The sequence below is a fragment of the Sanyastnella coralliicola genome (assembly GCF_030845195.1).
Taxonomy (GTDB): Bacteria; Bacteroidota; Bacteroidia; order Flavobacteriales_D; family Sanyastnellaceae; genus Sanyastnella; species Sanyastnella coralliicola.
In genome coordinates, this window is sequence record NZ_CP132543.1 from 2,305,517 (window position 1) to 2,327,717 (window position 22,201).

Below are 22,201 nucleotides of genomic sequence, written 5' to 3' on the forward strand. Positions count from 1 at the left end.
GTTCATTTGTAGGAACCTACTGTCAGCCATTACTTACGGGAAGTGTAAGATTTTGGTTACATCACTCCTCTTGGAAGATTAATCTGAACTCTACGCGTCGGTTTTGTTGACGACCACGTTCTGTGGCATTCGAAGCTACCGGACGTTTATTTCCGTATCCTGCCGAGAAGATTCGACTTTCAGCTATGCCTTGTTCTGTCAGGTAAGCCACCACCGCAGCCGCGCGCTCTTCTGATAACTTTAAGTTGTACTCTTCAGAACCAGAGTTATCGGTATGAGCATCCACTTGCAAATGAAGGCCTTCATCCTCTTTCAGAAGTTGGGCCACGAACTCCAGGTTCTCCAAAGAAGCATCTTGAATTTCAGCGCTATTCACAGCGAATTGAATGTCGGCGAGTGTACCTACATATCGATTCATCTCGATTTTCTCTTCATCTGAATAGTACTTGCCTCGCTTGACCGTTGACTCTTCAAAATTGGTAGGCAGTTCGTCTTTGACAAGTACGTCATGATAACCACTTTCAATCATGGTTTCTCGCACCTGGTAAAGATCTAGCAGCTCTTCTCCTTCCCCAACACTGTAGTGATAGAGGCTGTCCATACGTCGGAATCGTTCTGTGATTTCGAAAGGAACATGCTCGAAGTAAGGGTCGTTCAAAGTCATCTGAATTGGACTCTGATGGAACTCTACGAAGTAGACACGTTCATCTTCATTTTCAGTCGTTTCATTTTCACGTTTAGCTTCAGGAATGACTGCTTCAAATGCTACCTTCTCGGTCAATAGCTCAGGAGAACGTGGGTCATACACCACTATTTTTCGTGTTGCACATTGATGGTAGGTTTGACCATTCCTTGGCATGGCCATGGCTCCCAATGACAGGTCATAGACTCCTGGTGCGGCGTAGCTCAACTCCCACTCTGTTCCTTTGTGTTTTCTTCCATCTCCTGAATTCCAATAGAGGTCTTCTAGCTCCATTCTTCCCAGTTCAGAAAGGTCTGCACCGAAGGCTACCGGCTCATTGACTTCAATCGAATCAATACCAGTGATGAATGGAATACGCGCCATCTCGATTTGAACCCGAAGCTCAGATACTCGTCCAAATTGAGCTCCAGTGATGGTGTCAAAAATATTCAGAGCAACGTCATAGGTTCCCACTCCAGGGAAACAGTGCTCGTTACTCAATCCACGCGCGGTGGTTCCATCTCCAAAATCCCATTCGTAGTAGACAGGGAGGGTGTCGTTATGAGTAATTTCTGTCTCCTCAATCAAGTAACACGTTGGTTCTGGGAACGAAGGCTTGCAGCTTTCAAAAGTTGGTAGTTCTCGGGTGAACTCCCAAATATCGCTGTCTCCTCCCTTACGATCTGTGCTGAAGAAGCCGTGAATCTCGTCTTGGTCAAAAACCATATGGTAATCGTTTCCTTTCGAGTTGATTGGTGCCTTCAGACGTTGTGGTTTTGACCATGCGCCTTGCTCTGGGTAAGAGAAGTATATGTCTAGCATTTCTGCTCCTGGCAGGCTGTCTGAAGAGAAGTACAACCAACCATTTGGTGCGAAGACAGGGAAGTATTCATTTCCTGGAGTATTCAATCGGTCGATCAATTCAGGTTGTGACCATTCTCCATTTCCACGGACTGAATAGTATAGATCTGCACCACCTTTTCCTCCTGCTTTGTCTGAACAGAAGACAAGTGTATCGCCTGTCAAACTAAAAGTTGGGTGCGCTGTATTGTATCCGGCATTGGTGCTATTCCAAGGGAAGTATTGGTGTTGGCTTTGCTTTTGCCCCTTGCCGATGAATTGAATGCCGAGCACTTCTGTTTTCTGGCCTTCGGCCGAAATATTCACCGTACATGCAATTTCATTCCGAAGATGATCTACGTCGAATGGCCCTAAGTGATGGGAAGCAGGCGACGCATAACCGTCAGGAATGGATACCTCTCCTTCTTCATCAAACCAATGTACCGGGAGCTGTCCTGATTCATCTTGAACCGTAATTAAGCTTTGAGTTCGTCGATCACTGCAGAAGTATCGTTGTCCATCAATTTCCTGAATCGCAAAGTCATTGGCAGGGGTATTCACCTCAGCTTTTTGAATACTGAAGTCTTGTGCCAAGCCAGATAGGCCAGACAGCAGCAAGACGATATGTATCCAAATCTTATTCATCAGAAGAAGCGCGGGTTACTGGCAGCACGTTCAAAGACCAAGTCATAACGCAAGGTCAATTCGTGGGTTCCTGATTGGTAGGAAGCAATGGCAGACATCCAATGATCGTAAGCATAAGCCAGACTCAACTGACCATTAACGTGGTATCGAATCAACCCAACTACTGCCCGCTGCGTTCGATATGAAGCACCAATATCAAGTCGATTGTCATATCGGAAAATGACATTGAAGTCGGTTTGTTGAATTCCTTGTGAAGAGGCAATGAGCATTGCTGACGGACGCAAGGCAAGCATGGGTGTTAGCTTAAGCTCACCTCCAATATTGAGGTAGGTAGGAACAGATTCCATCTCGAATTCAGCCACGTAGCCCTCTCCTGATCTATAGCTTCTTGTCAGCAACGAAGGCACCGAGAAACTTAAGTAGGCAGATTGCCTTTCGTAGTACAACCCAAATCCTGCATCGGGAAGTCCAAAAGTCTGGTTTCCTCCTACGAATTGAGGGTCATTTTCTTCGGTTGTAATGACTTCACTCCATTGATCAGTACCAAATACCCAATGAATGGCCAGTCCTAAACTCAAGGTCGCATTGCGTGTCGGCATTCTGTATGCAAAGGCACCTCCGACTTGGGTAGATTTTGAAACCCCGAACTGATCGTTCCAAGCGGTCAATCCAATTCCGAGTTTTCCATTCTGAGCTGGAGCATGAGCTGATAGTAGATGCGTTCTTGGTGCATCGCTAAAGCCCGCCCATTGCTTACGGTATCCTAAGGCGAATGTGGTTGATTCAGCAGATCCTGCGAATGCCGGATTCAGCGGCAACGCATGATGCATGTACTGAGAAAGCACAGGTGATTGCTGACCAACTACCCCATTCATCAGGAGCAAAAACGCTATGACGATTAATCCTCTCATTCGTACTTAATGATCAAAAATTGGGTGTGAACCTGACCTTGCATTTCCATCACGGCATAGTAGGTAGCCGCTGGTAATTTGTTTCCTCTGCGGTCTGTACCATCCCAACTGTTGTCGTAGTGATCGTTGGCGTAAACGAGGTTTCCGTTTTTGTCAAAGACGTTCAAAGAAACTACCCCTAGCTCATCCAATCCTCGGATGACGAATTCATCGTTGATTCCATCTTGATCGGGAGAGAAACCGTTAGGTACAAGGAAGTCTTTCACCATAACACGTAACGAGTCGCTCATGGTAGGGCAAGGTTCGTTCGATACGGATACAATGAGCATGTATTCTCCTGGCGTTTCCGCGCTAGCGAAGAAAGTATCACCGTCAAACGAAGCATTCAGATCAATAAACTCCCACTCCATTTCTCCAACCCCATTGTATTCATATGGCACTTCAAAAGAGCGTGGAGAATCGAGGAACATATCTTCTCCCAAATCCACAGGTAACGGAGCTTCCACAAAGGTGACTAACACTGCATCTTGATTTACACACCCCATGGTAGAGGTCACCGTCAAATTCAGTTCGAATTCACCGTAAGTATCTGTTTCAATGTCAGGTGAGCTTGTTCCTTCCCCATCAAGGGTCATGATTTCATTCGGCATGTCCCATTCCATGACCGCGCCATCTGTGAAGGCTTCAAGTGAGGCGTTCATGCCACAAACCACAAGGTCATCTCCCGCATTTACTTCAGGCAATGCGTACACGTTCATGGTAATGGAGGCATTTCCTCCGCATTCACCAAGAGCGACTTCAATCGTGACCTCATCACTTCCCGCAATTGCAGGATCATAAATTCCAGAAGGTGCATTTGACGACCAGGTCAATTGATCTGCATTCGTCTGCAATAGCTCAGTAAGATCTACCGATTCCGCGTTAGCGCATACATCAACTTCAGCAGTACTGAAAGACACTTCAACCGCATCAAGAACCGTGATTTCAAACTCGCAGACTTGTGAATTTCCGTGAATGTCAGTCACCTTGTATTGAAGAACTGAAGTACCGATTGGGAAAGAATCACCCGATTCAAGCGTCAATTCATCAATGCGCTCCACTTGTGCCACTCCGCAATTATCTGATGTCTCAGGAGCTGTGAATGTAACCACAGGGTTACAGCTAGAAATATTTTCAGGACAAGTGATCTCAGGGAGAACCATGTCTTTAATTTCAATGGTTGTTGTGCACTGCAATTCTTGTTCAGCCACTTGAGCGCTCCATACCACTTCGTAGACTCCAGGAGCTAAGAAATCTCCTATTTCTGGTCCTGAAACTTGCGAAAGGACAGGCTCGGCACACGGGAATTCAGCGCTTGGTAAGGTGTAATCCAATTCAGCGCCACATGAAAGCGGATCCACCGCCTCGATGATCACCGACTCCTGGCATTCCAGGATCAATTCAACTTCGTAAGTAATTTCAAGTTCTTGTACACATTGTGAAGTTCCGTAGAGGTCTTCTATTGTGAATGTCACTTCAATCAATTCATCGGTCACTTGCGTTCCAGGAGCAGGTTCCTGTGAAACAGAAACAGCATCTCCACATGATTCAAGAATCGAAACATTCCCTGTGTAATCTGGCATCACGTAGAAACACGCATCAACGCTCACTGGATTCAGCACCGTGCACTCAATCTCTGGATTCACTGTAGCGACTATCGTGATTTCAGTGGTACACATGGATTGGTTGTCAAAGGCATCCACAGCCACGAAATCGATCATGTGTACTCCTGGATGGAGAACTTCACCAGCCAAAATAGACTGTGAGAAGTCGACGAGCGAACAGTCGTTGATGATCACCTCGTCGGTGAGATCTTCTAGTACGGTTGTACAATTGGTGATCTCGAAGGTCATGTCTTGTGGACAATCGAGAATCGGGTTCGAATCATCAACCACGGTCAACACTAGACTGCATTCTGAGCTTAGTCCATTGACGTCAGTAATTTCGAAGTTGATGGTATACTCACCGATAGTCAATTCAGTTCCTGCAGCGATTGACTGGTCAATAGAAGCGATTTCGCAGTTATCAAAAGCGGAAATCAATGAAGTCAGATCTTCTAGAAGATAGACACAGTCGCCACTGATTGCACGTACAATCTCATCTCCACAGTCAACCACGGGTGCCATTTCATCTGATACTTGGATATCGAAATCGTACGATTGCGCATTACCATAGATGTCTTCAGCATAAATGGTGATCACATGAACTCCAGCGCTTAACGCGGTTCCTGGGGTTGGTGTTTGAGTTGCGAATTGAATCGCACAATTGTCTTCAACAGAAGCGATGGCAATGAAGTCTGGGGTGCTGAACTCGCAGGCATCAGACAAGTTGAACGACGTTTCTCCAGAGTAGCTAATCACTGGAGATTCTGAGTCTTCTACCTCCAATTCAAAGCTGCAGGTTTCTTCATTTCCATTTTCATCCTGAATCAGCAATTCAATGGTATGGAATCCGGCATTAAGTTGTGTCCCCAGTGTAGGGTTCTGGCTGATTGTGAAACTACCACACGACTCTATGACACTCACGTTATCTGTGAAGTCTTCAAGGGTATACCAGCAGTTGCCGGCAGTCCAACGAATGGTGTTACCCGGACAAGAAACGCTCAATCCACTTGCTCCAGTCACTTGGACTTGGAAGCTGCAAGTGACCATACCGTCGTAGTCGTCGGTAGCCGTCATTGTAATTTCGTGTGTCCCTACAGATAACTCCGTTCCTGGCAGAGGTGACTGTGTGATAGTCAAGCTTCCGCACCCTGTGGATGCGACAACATCTGCAGTAAAATCTTCCAAGATGTATAGGCACTGCGCATTCGAAACTACCGATTGATCATCAGGGCAATCCATTATTGGAGTTCCGGTGAAGACCACCTCTATCGTAGTAGAACACGTGGTTAGATTGTCATAGCTATCAGTCACGTTAAATTCGATCGTGTGCGACCCCATTCCTAAAAGCGTTCCTGCGATTGGAGATTGTGTTACCGTTACAGAATGACAATCACTTACCCCAACTGTGTTCGTCAAATCAGGCAGCTCATAGGTGCATCCTGAGATGTTTTCCGTGAAAGGTTCCACGCAAATGATTTGAGGTGCTGTGTCATCGATAACGTCCAGTGTAAAGCTGCATGTACTTTCATTTCCATGGACGTCCAATACTGTGAATTCGATCGTGTACACATCTACATCGAGCGGCAACCCTGGAGAAGGATCTTGTGTAATCGACTGAATACCGCAAGGATCTTCCGCATTTACTAAGGCTGTAAAGTCTTCTAAAACATAAGCACAGTCGGCCGCAATTGATCGTTGAGCATCACTTGGGCAAATCACCACCGGTGCTGTTGTGTCTTGAACTGTAATGGTCCATTCAATTTGATCTGAATTTCCCGCCGCATCTTCCACGTGAATGGTGCACGTATGATCTCCGATATCAAGTATCGAACCTTGAACAGGAGTCTGTTCTATTAGCGTAACCCCGCAGTTATCATCAAACAGGGCATCAAGGGTGAAGTCAGGCACTTCGAATTCACATTCTTCATTCACTTCGAAAAAGAAGCCGCCGTTGTATGCAACAGCAGGGGCTTGATTGTCTTGAACCGTCAAGTCAAAATTGCATACGGATTGATTGTTAGACTCATCTGTAATGGTAAGCTCAATGGAATGAGTTCCAGCAGTCAATTCTACACCAATAGCTGGTGTTTGCTGAATCGTGACGTTTCCGCATGTTTCGATGTAGATCAATGAAGCGCTGAAATCTTCTACGAAGTAGGTACAGTCATTAGAAAGACTGCGCACGGCATCTGAAGGACAAATAACATTCGGCGCAGTCGTGTCGTTCACGGTGATCTCGAAGGAACAATCTGCGCTATTTCCCAAGAGATCAGTTGCCTCCAAGGTAATGGTGTGCGTCCCAATTCCAAGATCAGTTCCCGGTGACGGAGTTTGAGTTATTGAGTACGAACCGCATGGCTCATAAACAAGCGCACTCACGGTGAAATCGGGAAGTTCATAAGTACACGCCGCTGAAGCATCTACCGTCAGATCGCTTGGGCAGGTAATCACAGGTGCCACTATATCATCAACTGCCACTTGGAATGTACATTCACTCTCGTTGCCGAAAGGGTCAATTCCTGTGATGGTAATTTGGTGCAATCCATAGTTCAAGATGGTTCCAGGTCCTGGAGACTGGGAATATGAACCATCATCACATCCTGAAGAAGAAGACAGTCCAAGGGTATAGTCTGGCAATACGAATTCACAGTCTGCATTGGCGAAATGGAACTGATCATTCGGACAGTTAAAAACAGGAGCTTGGGTATCAGACACGACCAAACTAGAAGTACAACTATCACTATTCCCTCCGTCGTCTGTTGCGGTGAACGTGATTGCATAGCTACCCGGTGTCAATTCTGTTCCAACAGGAATAGATTGTGTTACCACAAAACTGCAATCATCGGTGACAGAAGGCAATGACGTCAGGTCTTCCATTGTATACGTACATGCTCCGTTCGTTGATTTATCAATCTGAACTACGCAGGCTACAAGTGGAGCTGTTGTGTCAGAGGCAAAGAGTTCGATTCCAGCAGAGGTAGAACATCCATTCGCATCGGTGATATTTAATTGGTATTCACCCGCGCTGAGGTTATTGAAGGTGATCAGCCCTGAGTTCGGTGCTACACCTGAGTAGGCTGCCGGGAGATTGAATCCATCAGCAACCGTAATTTGTGTGAATGAGTAGTTGTAAGGACCTGTTCCTCCAGTAATCTGGAAGGTAGCACTCCCATCAGCAGACGCACAGCTCGGTGAAGTGACCGATTGCAATGCGACAACCAGTGCCTCTGGTTCCGTGACTGTTACATCAAATTCTGAAATGCACGATGAAGAGGTTATGACTGTCAAGGTATATTCACCTGCTGATAGATCCTGTAGATTCAAGGCGGCGTCACCGTCAATTCCTAACTCATCCCATGAGAACAGGTAGAGGTCAGCATCGCCGTTGACGTTTACAACGATTTCTCCATCAGAAGCACCATTGCATGACACATGAGTAGTCTCGATATTCAAGTCTGGAGCGTCTACGCAGAATGAGAAGTAGTCACCATCATTCAATACGATCTCTGCAAAGCGTTTCGAACCATTCGACTGCAGGCAGTATGCTCGATCCAAGGTCGCAAATGAAGGGTCACTTGAATGCACGATGAGCGTTGTATACGGGTTAGCAGGTACATCAGGAATTTCAATTCGAACCGTTGATTCGACTCCTTGATTCTGCGTTTTCCAAACTCGTCCCATTCTTGCGCCTGGCATACCTAACCATTCCACGATAGCGTGACCATTTTGACCATCATGCGTAATACCGAGGTAATCCATGTTGTCGAGAGTATATGGATCAACCATTTCGATATTCAAGAAATTACCGTTCTCCCATGAACGTGCTTTCCATTGTTTGAAACGACGTTCATCATCGCGACCGATCACAGCAGATCCCTGGACGTATTCATCAGAGGAAAAATCAAGCACTTTCGTGCCATCAGAGGCGAGGTAACCATGAGCAACTTCAGCGTCTAAGGTGATACCATAGTTCATGGCCAAACTTGAACGAACAGCTAATAGATCATCTCCTTGCAGCACTCCTTCATAAGCGACCAATTCGAAAAGAACTCCTTCGAATCCTTCTCCAGCACTATACGCCTCAGCCAACATGCCGAGGGTAAACGGACCTCCATCAATGGCATCTCCATTCATGAAAATAGAGTAGCCCAAATCAGCGGCATCTAATTTGTCAAGTCCTACCGTGTTTGACCAAAGCGTGTCTTTCGCGTTGACAATAACCGCTTCGAATTGGTTCTGGGTATCATAAACCCACTCCACGAGTAGTGGTCCGATTTGATCATTGTGCGCCGTAGGTTCGCAAGAAACATTCGAAGGACTATTCATCTCAATGGTAGTCTCATCAACACGAAGATCATAGCCCTCGCTTTGACTTCCCATGGAGAACAGCGGTCCGGCTGCAGCCTCGAGTGAGTCTGGCCATAGCACTGCTAGGACATGCAGTCCATTTCGGTTTCCTGTAATTGGAGTCTCGGAAAGGACGAGGTTCTGATCACCATTGAAAAGAATCCCGGCGTGCGCATTGATCAGATTAGGCATGTAGATTGGAGCTACAGCATCTGATTCCACATTCATCTCATTGGCCGGTGTGAGTGATTCACCCTTTGCCAATTCTTCAAGTTTAAAGATCTCCGCTGATTGCCCTTCTAATTGGGTTCCATCTACACCAAACGCAGTGCTATCAGCTTCCACCCAAAGTTCGAGTCGACATGACCCGGCACCTGGGTTGATGCCTGCATTCTCTTTGTGTGTCACTACCACGTTGTTAGAGACAAATAGTCCGCAAGCTGGGTCATCAGTCACCACCCGGTATTTCCCGGGTTGAGCATTGGGTACTTCGATGGAAGTTCCATCCAAAGTAAAAAGCGTGTTCCAGATAATGTCATTCGTACTGAACTGCAGGGCGCGCCCGGTATTTTCTGCAGAGTAGCTCAGGTATAGTGTTTCTCCAGGGCAGATTTCAGACTCTTCTACGGTCAGTACTCCAGCTTCAGGAGGTGAACAGCACAAGAGACTTCCATTCACGGGATGATCGATCAGTGCAATGACTGCGTTGTGAAGTTCAGGCACTTCTGCATCGGTGAAACTTCCAAAACCAGCTCCCCCAGTTCCACCAAAGAAACTCAGTGAATCATTGACATGTGCAATGGAGCAGAGGCGATCATCACCAGAACCGCTCAAGGCTTGAGACCATAGAAGTGATCCGTCAGTATCGAAAGACATTGTCAGTCCTTCCGTGTCAGCTCCGCTTTCGACAATATTGCCGTTCACATAAATATTTGAACTGTAGCTTCCACAAATGACTGGATTGCCGTGGTTATCGCATTTTACATCATATAGATGGTTAGATTGATGTCCACCATAATCCACAAGAAGGTTCACCCATTCAGGTGCACCTGTACTTAAATTCATCTTAGCTAAGAAGATATCGTCGTTACTTCCCCAATCTATGTATGCACCACCAAAATCGGTCGGGTTAAAGAACCCCGCATAGATTGAGCCTGTGACATACACGCCCTCACAATTGATATCGAGTCCAAAGCCTCGTAGTTCATTAAGATTATGAAGAAATCGATTCGCCCAAAGTAATTGTCCTTCAGAAGAGAAGGTCAATAAGAAGAGGTCATTTAAGGTGTCAATTGACCAATAGAACATCGAATACGAGTTCTGACCATCAATTACGGCAAAGTCGTAAGAATTGAAATTTCCCACGACACCGAGTTTACCCTCGAAATAAGCCAATTGCGGATGTCGATCTTCGATCTGTGAGATATCAAAGACATTCCACCAATCACCGAAGATGCTTTGCCAGATTGAATTTCCTTCAGGATCAATTTTGCGAAGTAGGAATTGAGCGTTGTTTCCAAAGGAGTAATCGTCAACTGTCAATCCGAATCCTTCCGAACTGTACAGAACATACCATCCGTCATCTCCTCGGGCAATATCTAAAACAGCCGTATCCTGAAAATCCGAAACGTGTTGGTTCCAGATGACTTGTCCTTCCTCGGATACTCTTAGAAGTGTGGCTCCCGCATTTCCAATGTTGTAATCATCATCAATCGCGACATCGATTGACGTTCCTGTGACAGTGGCGTTTCCGCTAGTATAACCTCCCACTAGAATTCCTCCTTCAGGTGCGAGATCTACTGTAAGCATTTTGTCATCTCCTGGTGAGGAAATATCCATCATCCAGAGAAGTTCTCCTTCATCGTTGATCGCAACTACCATAGCATCAGCATCGCTTCCAGCCGCGACGGGATTGAATTCAAACGCAACATCAGCAATGTTAGTTGAGACCACATCACCCGCTGACCCCACATAGTAACCTACAGCATACAAAATGGAGGCTTCTGCATCATACGCCATATCGACGAATGTCTGCTCACCTTCACCTTGTGCTGCGAAAGCCCATTGCAACGTCTGTCCGTGCACCGCATTCGATGCTACAGACAAAAGCAGCAGGATCAATCCTTTAAGGGTGGTTGTCATGATCTGATAGTTAGTCCGTGTCATTTCGACACCTAGGCTTACGTGCTTTCTTTCTGTAGGTTACATTCTGAAAGTCCTGTGGTCCTGATCTTCAGTGTTTATCAGATTGTTCTTGCATTTTTTCACGAACGCAGACTTCCAAAATCGAACTGAGCTTACGACCTTCGTGGAAAGCACCATACGATGAAATCCAAACTCCTCACCTTCTGGCTTGCAGCGGTGTTCCTTCACCTGATCAGCTGCACCGCATCTGCTCCTTCCGAAGATGCTCGGCATATGGCCATTTCCGACACATTCGAAATCCAAGGTCATCGAGGTGCGCGAGGCTATCTACCTGAGAATAGCATCCCTGGTTTTGTTTTGGCCTTAGAACAAGGTGCGCAGGTACTAGAGTTTGATCTTTGTGTTTCTCGAGATTCGCAATTGGTTGTGAATCATGAGCCTTGGTTGAACAAGAAGATTTGCCTCGATCCACAAGGAAATCCAATTGAGAATGAAGAAGACTGGAAACTCTTCAGCATGGATATGGAGACCATTCGAGGTTGCGATTGCGGGAGCTTGGGTAACCCGAGATTTCCAACGCAGGCAAAGCGTTCCGTATCTCGTCCGGCGTTATGGGAGGTCGTTCAAGTAGCTGAAATGATGCGCACAAAAGGCGATTCAGCCAAGGTTCGCTACAACATTGAAATCAAATTTGAAGAAGGCGGTGAAGGTATTTACCACCCGACTGCTGATCAGTTCGCTTCGTTAGTTATTGGTGAACTGCTTGAACTCGGGATTTATGATCGCACCACCGTACAGTCATTCTCTGCCGAGGTTTTGGAAGCTTTGCATGCGATTGACCCGAAGTTATCTACCTCATGGTTGGTTGAAGATGACGCTAGCGCGGAAGAGCAATTGGCACGTCTGACCTTCGTTCCGACGGTCTTCAGTCCGGACTTTAGTTCACTTTCTGCTGATGACATTGACTATTGTCACGCCAATGGCACCAAAGTCATTCCATGGACAGTGAATGATCAAGCAGATATGATTTCGTTGATTGAATTAGGAGTTGATGGAATCATCACAGACTATCCGAAAGAGCTTGCCGTTGTTGTGGAAGAGAAAAGAACCGAAACGGAAAGTCTTTAAAAAGGAAAAGCGCACTATAATAGCACGCTCATATTCCTATTTTGGTTAAGGTAGTAAGGTCTTTTTCTGTAATTCGTCGACGAATATAGGGCTTTTCTCGCTAAAAACCATGCGTTTACCGAATTTTTCCATGATTCAGACTTTCGGTGCAACTTTGTCGCTGAATCTTGTCACTATAAATGTAAAGCCTGCATCCAGATGAATTTAAACCGAATAATTGTCGCTCTCATCGCGATCATTTTTGCTTCATGTAGCACCTCAAATGACGTGGTAAGCGACCGATTTATCCAGAAAAGAAAGTACCGTAAAGGATACTTTATAGCGAACCACCAAAAGAGTAAAGCTGACAAAGCTGAAACGGTAAAGGCCCTAGCTCCCCGTACAGATGGAGTGGAACAAATTGCCACTGAACGCAACGAACCACAACTACAAGGCCCCGCATCATGGGATCTCCCTCAGAATAGTCCTTCATCAGTCGACCATCAACCATCAACGGTCAACCAACCGTCAACCGTCAACCGTCAACCGTCCACTATCGAAGAAATAGCTGTTCAAGAAGAACCTTCGGTAGAGCCAAAAGCGGGTAAACCGCTATTCGACGCTAAAGACTGGGACAAAACTATTGCGCCTCAGATTCAGAAAGCGCGTGTATCGAATGACAATGCAGAACTGGCGATCTACCTTATCATCGCTTTCTTCCTCCCTCCAATTCCTATTTACATTCTATACGGACTAGAAATCGAATTCTGGCTTTCGCTTGTACTATTCATATTGGGTTGGTTACCAGGTGTGATCTACGCATTCGTTAAGATCTTACAGGTATACCGCTGAGTCTAAATGCAATGACTACCTTTGCGGCGAATTTGGTATTCAGATAAAGATCCATAATGAAAGTAAAAAACAACGACACGATTCGTGTACACTACAAAGGGACACTCACTAACGGAGACCTTTTTGACTCTAGTGAAGGCCGTGAACCACTTGAATTTACTGTAGGTTCAGGACAAGTGATCCCTGGGTTTGACTCAGCTGTGATCGATATGGAAGTAGGAGAAGCGAAGGCTTTCCTTATCCCTTGTGATGATGCTTACGGACAAGCTGATGAGCGTCTGGTTCAGGAAGTAGGTCGCGATCAATTGCCGGAAGATATGCAGCCAGAAGTTGGTATGATGCTTTCTTCTCAATTGCCAAACGGTCAGCAGATTCCAGTGAAAGTTGTGGAAGTAACAGATGCTTCGATCAAAATTGATGCAAACCACCCACTTGCTGGAGAAGACCTCAACTTTGAGATTACCCTCGTAGAGATTGTATAATCTCCAATGATAACATTGAAAAGGGCCGCTGATGCGGCCCTTTTTTATTTCAGCAATTTAAATGCGTGACTCCATCGATTCTCTCTGAATCCCGGAATACACCAGAGCATACACAAGGGCTCGATGGCTCTCGCCCCTTCTACTCCGCCCATGTCTTCAATGTCGTGGCCAAATTTTAATAGCATTTCTCGAACTTCTTCTTTGGCTTCATCGCTATTCCCTGCGATGAACATCGTTGGCTTTCCTCCTTCAAATTGAGGGTCAACCATAAATGCACTTCCGATACTGTTAAACGCCTTGACGAAGTTCGCCTCAGGCTGCGCTTCCTGAAGTTCCTCCATCAACGAACGGTTAATTGAGCTAAAGAATCGCAAGACTCCATTATCAGGTGCGGAAGTATCGATGGGGTTGGTAGCGTCAATCACTGTTTTCCCTTTTAGGTAGTTACTATCAATACCTTCAAGAGCCTCTTTAGCTACCGTTCCTTTCACCGCGAAAATCACGATGTCTCCAAATTGTGCCGCATCATCAACGGATCCCAATTGAACACTTGAGTTATCCTGATGCCATTCTTCGAGCTTCGAAGTATCTCGCGAAGCGATCATCGCTTCATATCCATGTGAAATAGCTCCAGCTGCTAGGGTTTTCCCAACGATGCCTGAGCCTATTATTCCTACTTTTTTCATTTGTTAGAGCATTTTTGGAGGGCATTCTCCATGAACAAATGTGCACTAGGTATGCCATACCTCCAAGCGATTAACAGGCTTTGGCGAATGACGTCCTATGCTCGTGTTATGGTCAGAATTCCGTATTTTTAAGGAGACTTAACCAAGATGCTATGATGCGATCACTATTGATGATGCTCCTCGTTCTAGGGAGCTCAGTTGTTTTTGGACAGAATAACGATCAATTTCTCCCGCACGAATTAACGAGAGAAGAAAAGGCTCGTGCGAATGCGGAGGGATATGCCTTCCCAACAGATCGTGGAATTGAAACTCCTCCAGACTTTCCGAATATCCGTACTGCTGCTGAGTGGGAGGAAATCCAGGCACTCACCATCGCGTGGCAGAGCTACACTGGAATTCTAAAGCAAATCGTGCATGCGGCAGTCAATGAATGTGAGGTCATCATTCTCTCAGAAAACGTATCGTCTACCCAGAACTTTCTGTTGAATAACGATTGGGGTGGCCCCGTTGATCTCACCAACGTTACCATCATCAACACAGACCTTAACAGCATCTGGATGCGTGATTACGGCGCAAACACCGTTTACGGAAATGAAGTAGATGACCTCTTTCTTGTTGACTGGATTTACAACCGTCCAAGACCAGACGATGATGTTTCTCCAGAAGCCGTTGCAAACTACTTGGGACTCGATCTTTACAGCACGACTGGTGCGCCCAATGACCTGATGAACACTGGAGGAAACTATATGTCTGATGGTTTCGGTCAGGCCTTCTGTTCTGAACTTGTTCTCAATGAAAATGAAGGTGGAAATACAGGTTGGGGCACCACTTACCCTAACCATACGGAAGCCGAGATTGATGATATCATGAACCAATTCATGGGGATTGATACCTACATCAAAATGACACCGCTTCCATTTGATGGGATCAACCACATTGACATGCACATGAAGCTGATCAATGAAGAGACCATTCTAGTCAGCGAATATCCTGAAGGCGTAGCAGATGGACCACAGATTGAAGCGAATATTCAATACATCCAAGACAACTTCACTACCAAGTACGGTACGCCTTATAACATCGTGCGAATTCCTGCTCCACCACAACAATCGAACGGAAACTACCCTGACCAAAATGGATGGTACTGTACCTACACAAACTCTGTATTCGTTAACAACTCTATTCTTGTCCCGACATACTACGAACAGTACGATACGACAGCACTCCGCATTTACGAAGAGCTACTTCCAGGGTATAACATTGTTCCGATCGATTGTGATAACAGCGGTCAGGCGATCATTTCAGCAAGTGGTGCCATTCACTGTATCACCCAAAGTGTGGGTGTTGAAGATCCTCTCTTGATCTCTTACGAATGCTTACCTGATACTGATGATGAGTTGAATGACTACACGTTGGAAGCCTACATCAATCACCGAACTGGTATCGCGAATGCAACGCTTTACTACAAAACAGACCTTAATGATCCATACACCTCGGTAGCGATGACCGATCAGGGCAATAATAACTGGTCTGCTTCAATCCCTGCTCAACCTTTTGGAACAACTGTTTACTACTACGTTGAAGGTGTGGCGAACAGCGGAAAGACGCAAACTCGTCCTATGCCAGCACCTGCCGGATACAAAGAGTTTAGAGTAATCAATGCGGTATTTGGATGTACTGACCCAGATGCATGTAATTACGACGCATCAGCCAACATCGATGATGGTTCGTGTGAACTGGCAGGGTGTACTGATGTGAATGCATGTAACTACAATCCGAATGCAGTGTGCGATAACGGATCATGTGCCATCGGGTTCATCAACCTCGCTATTGACACTGACTGTTGGGGTAACGAGGTAAGTTGGAATGTTTCTGATGATAACGGAAACATCGTTGCGAACGATGGCAACTATCCCGATCAAACAACGATCAGCGAAGACATCTGTATCTCCAACGGGTGTTATACCTTCAACATCTTCGATAGTTTCGGAGATGGAATGAACGGTACCGCTTCCGGATGTAATGTCAATGGAAACTACCAAATGACAGACACTGAAGGGGCACTGCTCTTCGAAATGGGAGCCGCTGACTACGGTGATGGTACTAGCCATGAGTTCTGTGTCGAGGTTGCGGTTGATACTCCAGGGTGTACAGATCCAACAGCGTGTAATTATGACCCATTCGCCGTGCTAGATGATGGTAGCTGTATCTACCCTGACGGTTGTACAGATCCGGCAGCTTGTAACTATTTCGAGTTCGCCCAATGTGATGATGGTAGCTGTATCATGCCTGATGGTTGTACAGATCCAACGGCTTGTAATTATGATGCTTCCGCACAGTGTGATGACGGATCATGTGATTACCTGTCGTGCTTAGGTTGTACAGATCCTACGGCATGTAACTACGACGCTGCCGCTACGCAAGACGACGGTTCATGTTTGACGATTTACGGTTGTACAGATACCAATGCGTGTAATTATGACGCTAGCGCGGAATGTGATGACAGCAGTTGTGAGTACCTGTCGTGTTTAGGATGTACTGATAACACCGCTTGTAATTACGACGCTTCAGCTACACAGGAAGACGGTTCATGTACCTACGCCGTTACCTACTATCTAGACAATGACATGGATGGATTCGGTAGCAGTACCTCTCAAGACTTCTGTGATGATCCGGGTCTTGGATGGTCATTGAACGATAGCGATTGTAATGATGACAATCCAGCGATGTATCCTTTTGCTCCTGCTACCGCGGAAGGAATAGATAACGATTGTAGCGGAATGATTGAAGAAGATGAAGAGGCACCAAGCCCTTGTCTAGGAGACTTTGATAACGATGGAATCATCACCACATCGGATCTTCTTGTTCTACTTGGCAATTACGGATGTCTAGAAAACTGTGTTGCTGATCTTGATGGAAACGACATCGTTAACACCGCAGATATGCTTGTGATGTTAGGAATTTATGGTCAAACGTGTGAATAACGCAATGTTGACCACATAGAAAAGCCGCTCCTTTCGGAGCGGCTTTTTCATTTCCTGGTGGAACGATTAACGCTTCATCACTATGGTTGAGTAATTGATCTCTGCAATGTGCAGTACATAACTACCCGTAGGTAATGCACTTAAATCAAGTACTTGTTGAGTTGAGCTAAGCGTGAAAGAAGCTACTGCTCTGCCAGAAAGATCCCATACAGTTAACACCTTACCTGCTGGGAGATCTCCTTGAATATTGACCAAACCGCTTGAAGGGTTTGGATACACCGTAATTTCGTGTGCGAATGACTCATCTACATTGATGGTTCCGCCTTCGCCGTAGACCCAAACACTTGACTGTGTGGTACCAGCGTAGATATTGCCATTGTTCGTCTGAATGAGCTCATTGACCACTACTGGGATCGATCCCATCTCCGTTGCTTGCTCCCAACCACCGTTTGCGCCGATCTTGAAGAACATGCCCGGGAATTGCCAATCAAACGGACTGGTTTGGAAGTAGGTATCGCTTCCCAAGGTCCAAATGTTGACTGGAGAGTAGATTGATTGATTCGGCACTCCGTCCATCATGACTGTCCAAGTAGCGCCGTTATCAGTTGATTCACGGTATTCGATTTGACCTGTCCAGCTCAAGGTAAATGCACCGATCAAACGATCAGCCGTTCCTTGAATTTGCACGGCGAAATCGTTCCATGTGTGATCCCAGGTCACTCCGTTATCACTCGAAATAGCATATCCTTTGCTTGTGCTCGCGTATAAGTTTGAACCAATCTTTTCGATATGGTCGATGGTGACCTGAATCAATTCCTGCTCTGCATTGATCGTTGATGCATTGAATGTGTTACCTCCATCTGTTGAGTAGTAGATCGCTCCGTAGTAGTTGTCTACTCCTCCAATGAGGAGAATATCATCGTTGTAAATTTCGCTGACCTGACCTACGAATGGATTGTCTAGGTTAGTCCAGCTGGCACCATTGTCAGTACTTGTATAGAGCTCGTATGTCAATTCCGCGCTAGCGAACCAAGCATCATCACCATAGCTTACGAGAACCATCGCCTGGTCATCAACGTTTGCAGAAATGTTGTCCCAGTCATTGGCGCCTTCTGCATTTGTATAGAGTTGACCGTTGCCTAAGGCCATCATCAAACTACCGTTGGAAGCGACTTCTGTGATCGTAGCAAACGGAAATCCTGGAGCGTATGAATCACCTGTTTCTGGGTCGTATTCTACCGGACCTCCGTTTGTTGCGAACCATAACACGCCGTTGTATTCTACGATCTTGCCGTATCCTCCGCCACCGGTAAAGCCTTCCCAAACGAGATTCCAGCTTTCGCCGTTATCATCGCTTCTCCATAGACCGTCGAGACCTGTTGCGTATACAGAACCTTCATAGACATAGAGGTCGACGATGACATTCAGATCGTTATTTGAAACGAATGTTTCACCCATATCATCAGTGTAATAGAGTCCTTCACCTCCACTCATATTGGTTCCAGCGAAAATGCGATCACCGAGCTGAGCTACACAAGTCACGCTGGTTCCAAAACCTATAGACGGGTTGTCGCTCGTCACCGTCCATGTAGCTCCGTTATCTGCTGTGTAATTAATTTGACCATTGGGAATGGCCCACACATGGTTTTCTGTGGCATCAAGACCGTAACAAATTCCATCAATGCCTACTGCTTCCCATGTTTGTCCTTGATCTGTCGACTTGCGGATGAAGTTGGTTCCACTCATGTAAATGTCGTCACCAAGAGTGGTCGCATGTGACGGAACCGCAGAAGGAAATCCTGCGATCGTAGGCATGCCTTCGAAGCTTGGGTCCCAGTTCAAACCACCATCTGTCGAACGGTAAACACGATCACCGTTATTGGTTCCCATGACTATCGCGTTGCCCACGCTGGCAAAGCAATAGGGGTTCACGTAATCAGGAACCGTTTCAATGATATCCCAAGTTTGTCCGTCATCAGTGGAGCGGTACAGAGAAGTGTTCACCCCAGCGAGCAAGAAATCATCGCCTGCGTAAAGTCCGATGCACGTTCCCCCGCCGATGGGACCACCCATCGGAGTGAATTGAGCGAAGCTGGTTGCCGCGATGAGAGATAGAAAAAGTGTAGCCAGTGTTTTCATAATCATTGGTTTTAATGCAAATGTCAGTTGCAAGGTGGCGCATGTCACTACGCCATATGACGCATTTTTGATGTAGTACCGCTTGGGTCCAATCCAGAAGTAAAGCGTATCTTTGCCCCTTTTTTCCAACGACTTAGCCATGCTGCAAAGACTGTTTCACAACTTCACCCACAACCCAAAGAATGACATCCTTTCAGGACTCACAGTAGCGCTCGCGCTGGTACCTGAAGCGGTAGCCTTTGCCTTTGTTGCGGGACTAGACCCTCTTGTGGGACTCTATGGTGCCTTCATCATGGGACTTCTCACAGCACTTTTGGGTGGTCGTCCAGGAATGATTTCTGGAGCAACGGGAGCAACGGCGGTTGTAATGATTCCATTGATCGCGAAGGGAAATGAAATCGGACTTGGTCTCGATAATCCTATCGCTGATTTGGGTGTGCAATGGCTCTTTGTGACACTACTCATTGTAGGGGTAATCCAAGCTAGTGCCGGATTCTTAAGACTTGGCAAGTTCATACGTCTCATCCCCTATCCGGTAATGCTCGGATTTGTGAATGGATTGGCCATTGTGATTGGTAAAGCCCAGCTTGGGATGTTCTATGAAACAGTAGATGGCGAAAGTCAACTCCTCAGCGGAAATGATCTCTGGATCATGATTGGTCTCGTGGCTTTAACCATGGGAATCATGGTTGGGTTGCCTAAGCTCACGAAAGCAATTCCAGCGGCTTTGACAGCCATCGTTGTGGTGGCATTAATTACCATCTTCGGGGGCATTGACGTAGCTACGGTTGGGTCATTCATTCGCGACGGAGGTGGTGACGGATTGAAAGGGAGCATGCCAACCTTGAACCTTCACATTTTTGATAACCTCGGTACCATTTCTGGGCATTGGGGACTCGTCTTCTTGGTAGCTTGTCAGATCGCAGCGATTGGTTTGATCGAATCGCTGATGACCCTGAACCTCGTTGATGAATTGACCGAAACACGCGGAAGCGGAAATCGTGAAAGTGTAGCCCAAGGATTGGCCAACTTTGTGAATGGTTTCTTCGGTGGAATGGGTGGTTGTGCCATGATCGGTCAATCGATCATCAATGTCAATAGTGGTGGACGTGGCCGTCTATCAGGTGTAACAGCAGCCGTGATGCTGTTGGTGTTCATCCTTTTCGCTTCCGAATACATCGAACAGATTCCGATTGCAGCACTTGTTGGGGTAATGTTTATGGTGGTGATCGGAACATTCGCATGGAGTTCATTCCGCATTCTACACAAGATTCCGTTGAGTGACGCTATTGTCTTGGTTGCTGTATCTGCCATCACCGTATGGATGGATCTGGCAGTAGCTGTACTTGCCGGGGTAATTATCAGTGCATTGGTATTCGCTTGGAAGAATGCAACGATGATTCGAGCACGCAAGCGCACCAAGAATGACGGAACGAAAGTTTACGAGATCTGGGGACCACTTTTCTTCGGTTCTGTGACAGCCTTCAACTCAAAGTTTGATGTAAAGAATGATCCTGACAAGATTGAGATTGATTTTATTGAATCTCGTGTGAGTGACCACTCTGGAATTGAAGCTATTCGCGGTATTGCCAACAAATACTTAGAACAAGGAAAAGAGGTGAAACTAACGCACCTCAGTCCTGAGTGCAAAACCATCTTGCTGAAGGCAAACGACAAATTCGAATCGATCATTGAGACATCCATCGATGATCCGCGTTACCACGTGGTAACAGATTTGATGGACGCCGAAGCATAGCTCTTGTGGTAGGCGTTAGGCTTTAGGCGTTAGGCGTTAGGCGTTAGGCGTTAGATAGCTTCAATTCGTCTACCGTCAACCGTCCACTGTCCACCGTCAACCAATCAGCAGATTCGAACACAAGAAGAGTAGATTCGGACACATCAGAGCGAATGGTTCATCTGACCTTTGTACCAACAAAGACTTAGAACATGAACAATCAAAAAATCGCTCTCGTAACGGGAGGTAGCAGAGGTATCGGACGTGAAATCGTAATGAGCCTTGCGCAACAAGGGACAAATGTGGTATTTACTTACCACTCAAATCAAGAAGCAGCCAATGAAGTGATTGCTGCGGTGAAAGAAACAGGAGCCCATGCAGAGGCATTACAACTCGACTCTCGTGATGTAAAGTCGTTTGAAGCATTTGCTAATGGCTTGAAAGAGACGCTTTCCTCTAGTTTCAATTCAGATAAACTAGACTACCTAATCAACAACGCCGGAACAGGAGCTTTCGGAACAGTAGATCAGACAGCGGAAGAGCAATTCGATGAAATGATGAACATCCACTTCAAAGGAGTCTACTTCCTGACTCAGCAGCTTTTAGGACACTTGAATGACGGCGGAAGCATCGTAAACATCTCTTCAGGATTGACGCGCTTCTCCTTCCCTGGTTTCTCAGCTTACGCTTCAATGAAAGGTGGTGTGGAAGTCTACACACGTTACTTAGCCAAAGAACTAGGGTCACGCGGTATCCGTGCCAACAGCCTAGCTCCTGGAGCTATCGCAACAGAATTCGGAGGCGGAGTTAACAAGCACGACGAAGAAAAGCGAGGTATCATCTCGTCGATCACAGCCCTCGGTCGCGTAGGCGAACCAGAAGACATCGGCGGCGCCGTAGCCTTCTTATGCTCAGACGCCTCAAAATGGGTGAACGGACAACGAATTGAGGCTTCTGGGGGGATGCTCGTCTAAAGGCGTAAGGCCTATGGCTTATGGCTTAA

The 22,201-nt window shown here is 46.3% G+C and carries 11 protein-coding genes; 6 read left to right on the plus strand and 5 right to left on the minus strand.

Going from position 1 to position 22,201, the window contains the following annotated elements; genetic code table 11:
- Positions 1-61: 61 nt before the first annotated feature.
- Genes RA156_RS09510 through RA156_RS09520 form a run of 3 tightly spaced genes read right to left on the minus strand, consistent with a single transcriptional unit; the run spans position 62 to position 11,210 of the window.
- Positions 62-2,167, minus strand: coding sequence for an OmpA family protein (locus tag RA156_RS09510; RefSeq protein WP_306639724.1), 2,106 nt, complete (start codon positions 2,165-2,167; stop codon positions 62-64).
- Entirely contained in the window at positions 2,167-3,078 is a 912-nt protein-coding gene (locus tag RA156_RS09515) for a PorP/SprF family type IX secretion system membrane protein (RefSeq protein WP_306639725.1), read from the minus strand. The genes RA156_RS09510 and RA156_RS09515 overlap by 1 nt, the downstream gene beginning before the upstream one ends.
- Positions 3,075-11,210, minus strand: a complete 8,136-nt coding sequence (locus RA156_RS09520; protein ID WP_306639726.1) for an HYR domain-containing protein — start codon at positions 11,208-11,210, stop codon at positions 3,075-3,077. Before RA156_RS09520 ends, RA156_RS09515 begins: the two co-directional genes overlap by 4 nt.
- Before the next feature lie 183 nt (positions 11,211-11,393).
- On the opposite strand from RA156_RS09520, the gene RA156_RS09525 reads away from it, so the two are divergent.
- The 3 genes from RA156_RS09525 (at position 11,394) to RA156_RS09535 (ending at position 13,654) form a co-directional block, all read left to right on the plus strand.
- Positions 11,394-12,341 carry a glycerophosphodiester phosphodiesterase family protein gene (locus RA156_RS09525; RefSeq protein WP_306639727.1) on the plus strand — a complete coding sequence of 316 codons (948 nt, stop codon included), beginning with the start codon at positions 11,394-11,396 and terminating at the stop codon, positions 12,339-12,341.
- Between the two features lie 198 nt (positions 12,342-12,539).
- Positions 12,540-13,172: a YqaE/Pmp3 family membrane protein gene (locus RA156_RS09530; protein ID WP_306639728.1), complete on the plus strand. Its 633-nt coding sequence runs from the start codon at positions 12,540-12,542 to the stop codon at positions 13,170-13,172.
- Positions 13,173-13,228: 56 nt separating this feature from the next.
- A complete protein-coding gene (locus RA156_RS09535) occupies positions 13,229-13,654 on the plus strand; it encodes an FKBP-type peptidyl-prolyl cis-trans isomerase (RefSeq protein ID WP_306639729.1) in 426 nt (141 codons plus the stop codon).
- A 44-nt stretch (positions 13,655-13,698) separates the two neighbouring features.
- Here the strand turns inward: RA156_RS09535 and RA156_RS09540 are convergent, their stop codons facing one another.
- Positions 13,699-14,340 (minus strand): NADPH-dependent F420 reductase, encoded by a 642-nt coding sequence (locus tag RA156_RS09540; RefSeq protein WP_306639730.1) that lies wholly within the window; start codon positions 14,338-14,340, stop codon positions 13,699-13,701.
- Positions 14,341-14,492: 152 nt separating this feature from the next.
- Between RA156_RS09540 and RA156_RS09545 the strand changes: the two genes are divergently transcribed.
- The gene (locus RA156_RS09545) at positions 14,493-17,324 is read left to right on the plus strand and encodes an agmatine deiminase family protein (protein ID WP_306639731.1); all 2,832 of its coding nucleotides are present in this window, start codon (positions 14,493-14,495) and stop codon (positions 17,322-17,324) included.
- A gap of 66 nt (positions 17,325-17,390) precedes the next feature.
- Here RA156_RS09545 and RA156_RS09550 read toward each other — a convergent pair whose 3' ends face one another.
- Positions 17,391-19,463, minus strand: a complete 2,073-nt coding sequence (locus tag RA156_RS09550) for a T9SS type A sorting domain-containing protein (RefSeq protein ID WP_306639732.1) — start codon at positions 19,461-19,463, stop codon at positions 17,391-17,393.
- A 139-nt stretch (positions 19,464-19,602) separates the two neighbouring features.
- Between RA156_RS09550 and RA156_RS09555 the strand changes: the two genes are divergently transcribed.
- Entirely contained in the window at positions 19,603-21,219 is a 1,617-nt protein-coding gene (locus RA156_RS09555; protein WP_306639733.1) for a SulP family inorganic anion transporter, read from the plus strand.
- Positions 21,220-21,410: 191 nt separating this feature from the next.
- The gene (locus RA156_RS09560; protein ID WP_306639734.1) at positions 21,411-22,172 is read left to right on the plus strand and encodes an SDR family NAD(P)-dependent oxidoreductase; all 762 of its coding nucleotides are present in this window, start codon (positions 21,411-21,413) and stop codon (positions 22,170-22,172) included.
- Positions 22,173-22,201 lie beyond the last annotated feature (29 nt).

Bases quoted from the DNA above. Each gene is read 5' to 3' on its own strand.
- RA156_RS09510 (WP_306639724.1), bottom strand. From the start codon at position 2,167: ATGAATAAGATTTGGATACATATCGTCTTGCTGCTGTCTGGCCTATCT.
- RA156_RS09515 (WP_306639725.1), bottom strand. From the start codon at position 3,078: ATGAGAGGATTAATCGTCATAGCGTTTTTGCTCCTGATGAATGGGGTA.
- RA156_RS09520 (WP_306639726.1), bottom strand. From the start codon at position 11,210: ATGACAACCACCCTTAAAGGATTGATCCTGCTGCTTTTGTCTGTAGCA.
- RA156_RS09525 (WP_306639727.1), top strand. From the start codon at position 11,394: ATGAAATCCAAACTCCTCACCTTCTGGCTTGCAGCGGTGTTCCTTCAC.
- RA156_RS09530 (WP_306639728.1), top strand. From the start codon at position 12,540: ATGAATTTAAACCGAATAATTGTCGCTCTCATCGCGATCATTTTTGCT.
- RA156_RS09535 (WP_306639729.1), top strand. From the start codon at position 13,229: ATGAAAGTAAAAAACAACGACACGATTCGTGTACACTACAAAGGGACA.
- RA156_RS09540 (WP_306639730.1), bottom strand. From the start codon at position 14,340: ATGAAAAAAGTAGGAATAATAGGCTCAGGCATCGTTGGGAAAACCCTA.
- RA156_RS09545 (WP_306639731.1), top strand. From the start codon at position 14,493: ATGATGCGATCACTATTGATGATGCTCCTCGTTCTAGGGAGCTCAGTT.
- RA156_RS09550 (WP_306639732.1), bottom strand. From the start codon at position 19,463: ATGAAAACACTGGCTACACTTTTTCTATCTCTCATCGCGGCAACCAGC.
- RA156_RS09555 (WP_306639733.1), top strand. From the start codon at position 19,603: ATGCTGCAAAGACTGTTTCACAACTTCACCCACAACCCAAAGAATGAC.
- RA156_RS09560 (WP_306639734.1), top strand. From the start codon at position 21,411: ATGAACAATCAAAAAATCGCTCTCGTAACGGGAGGTAGCAGAGGTATC.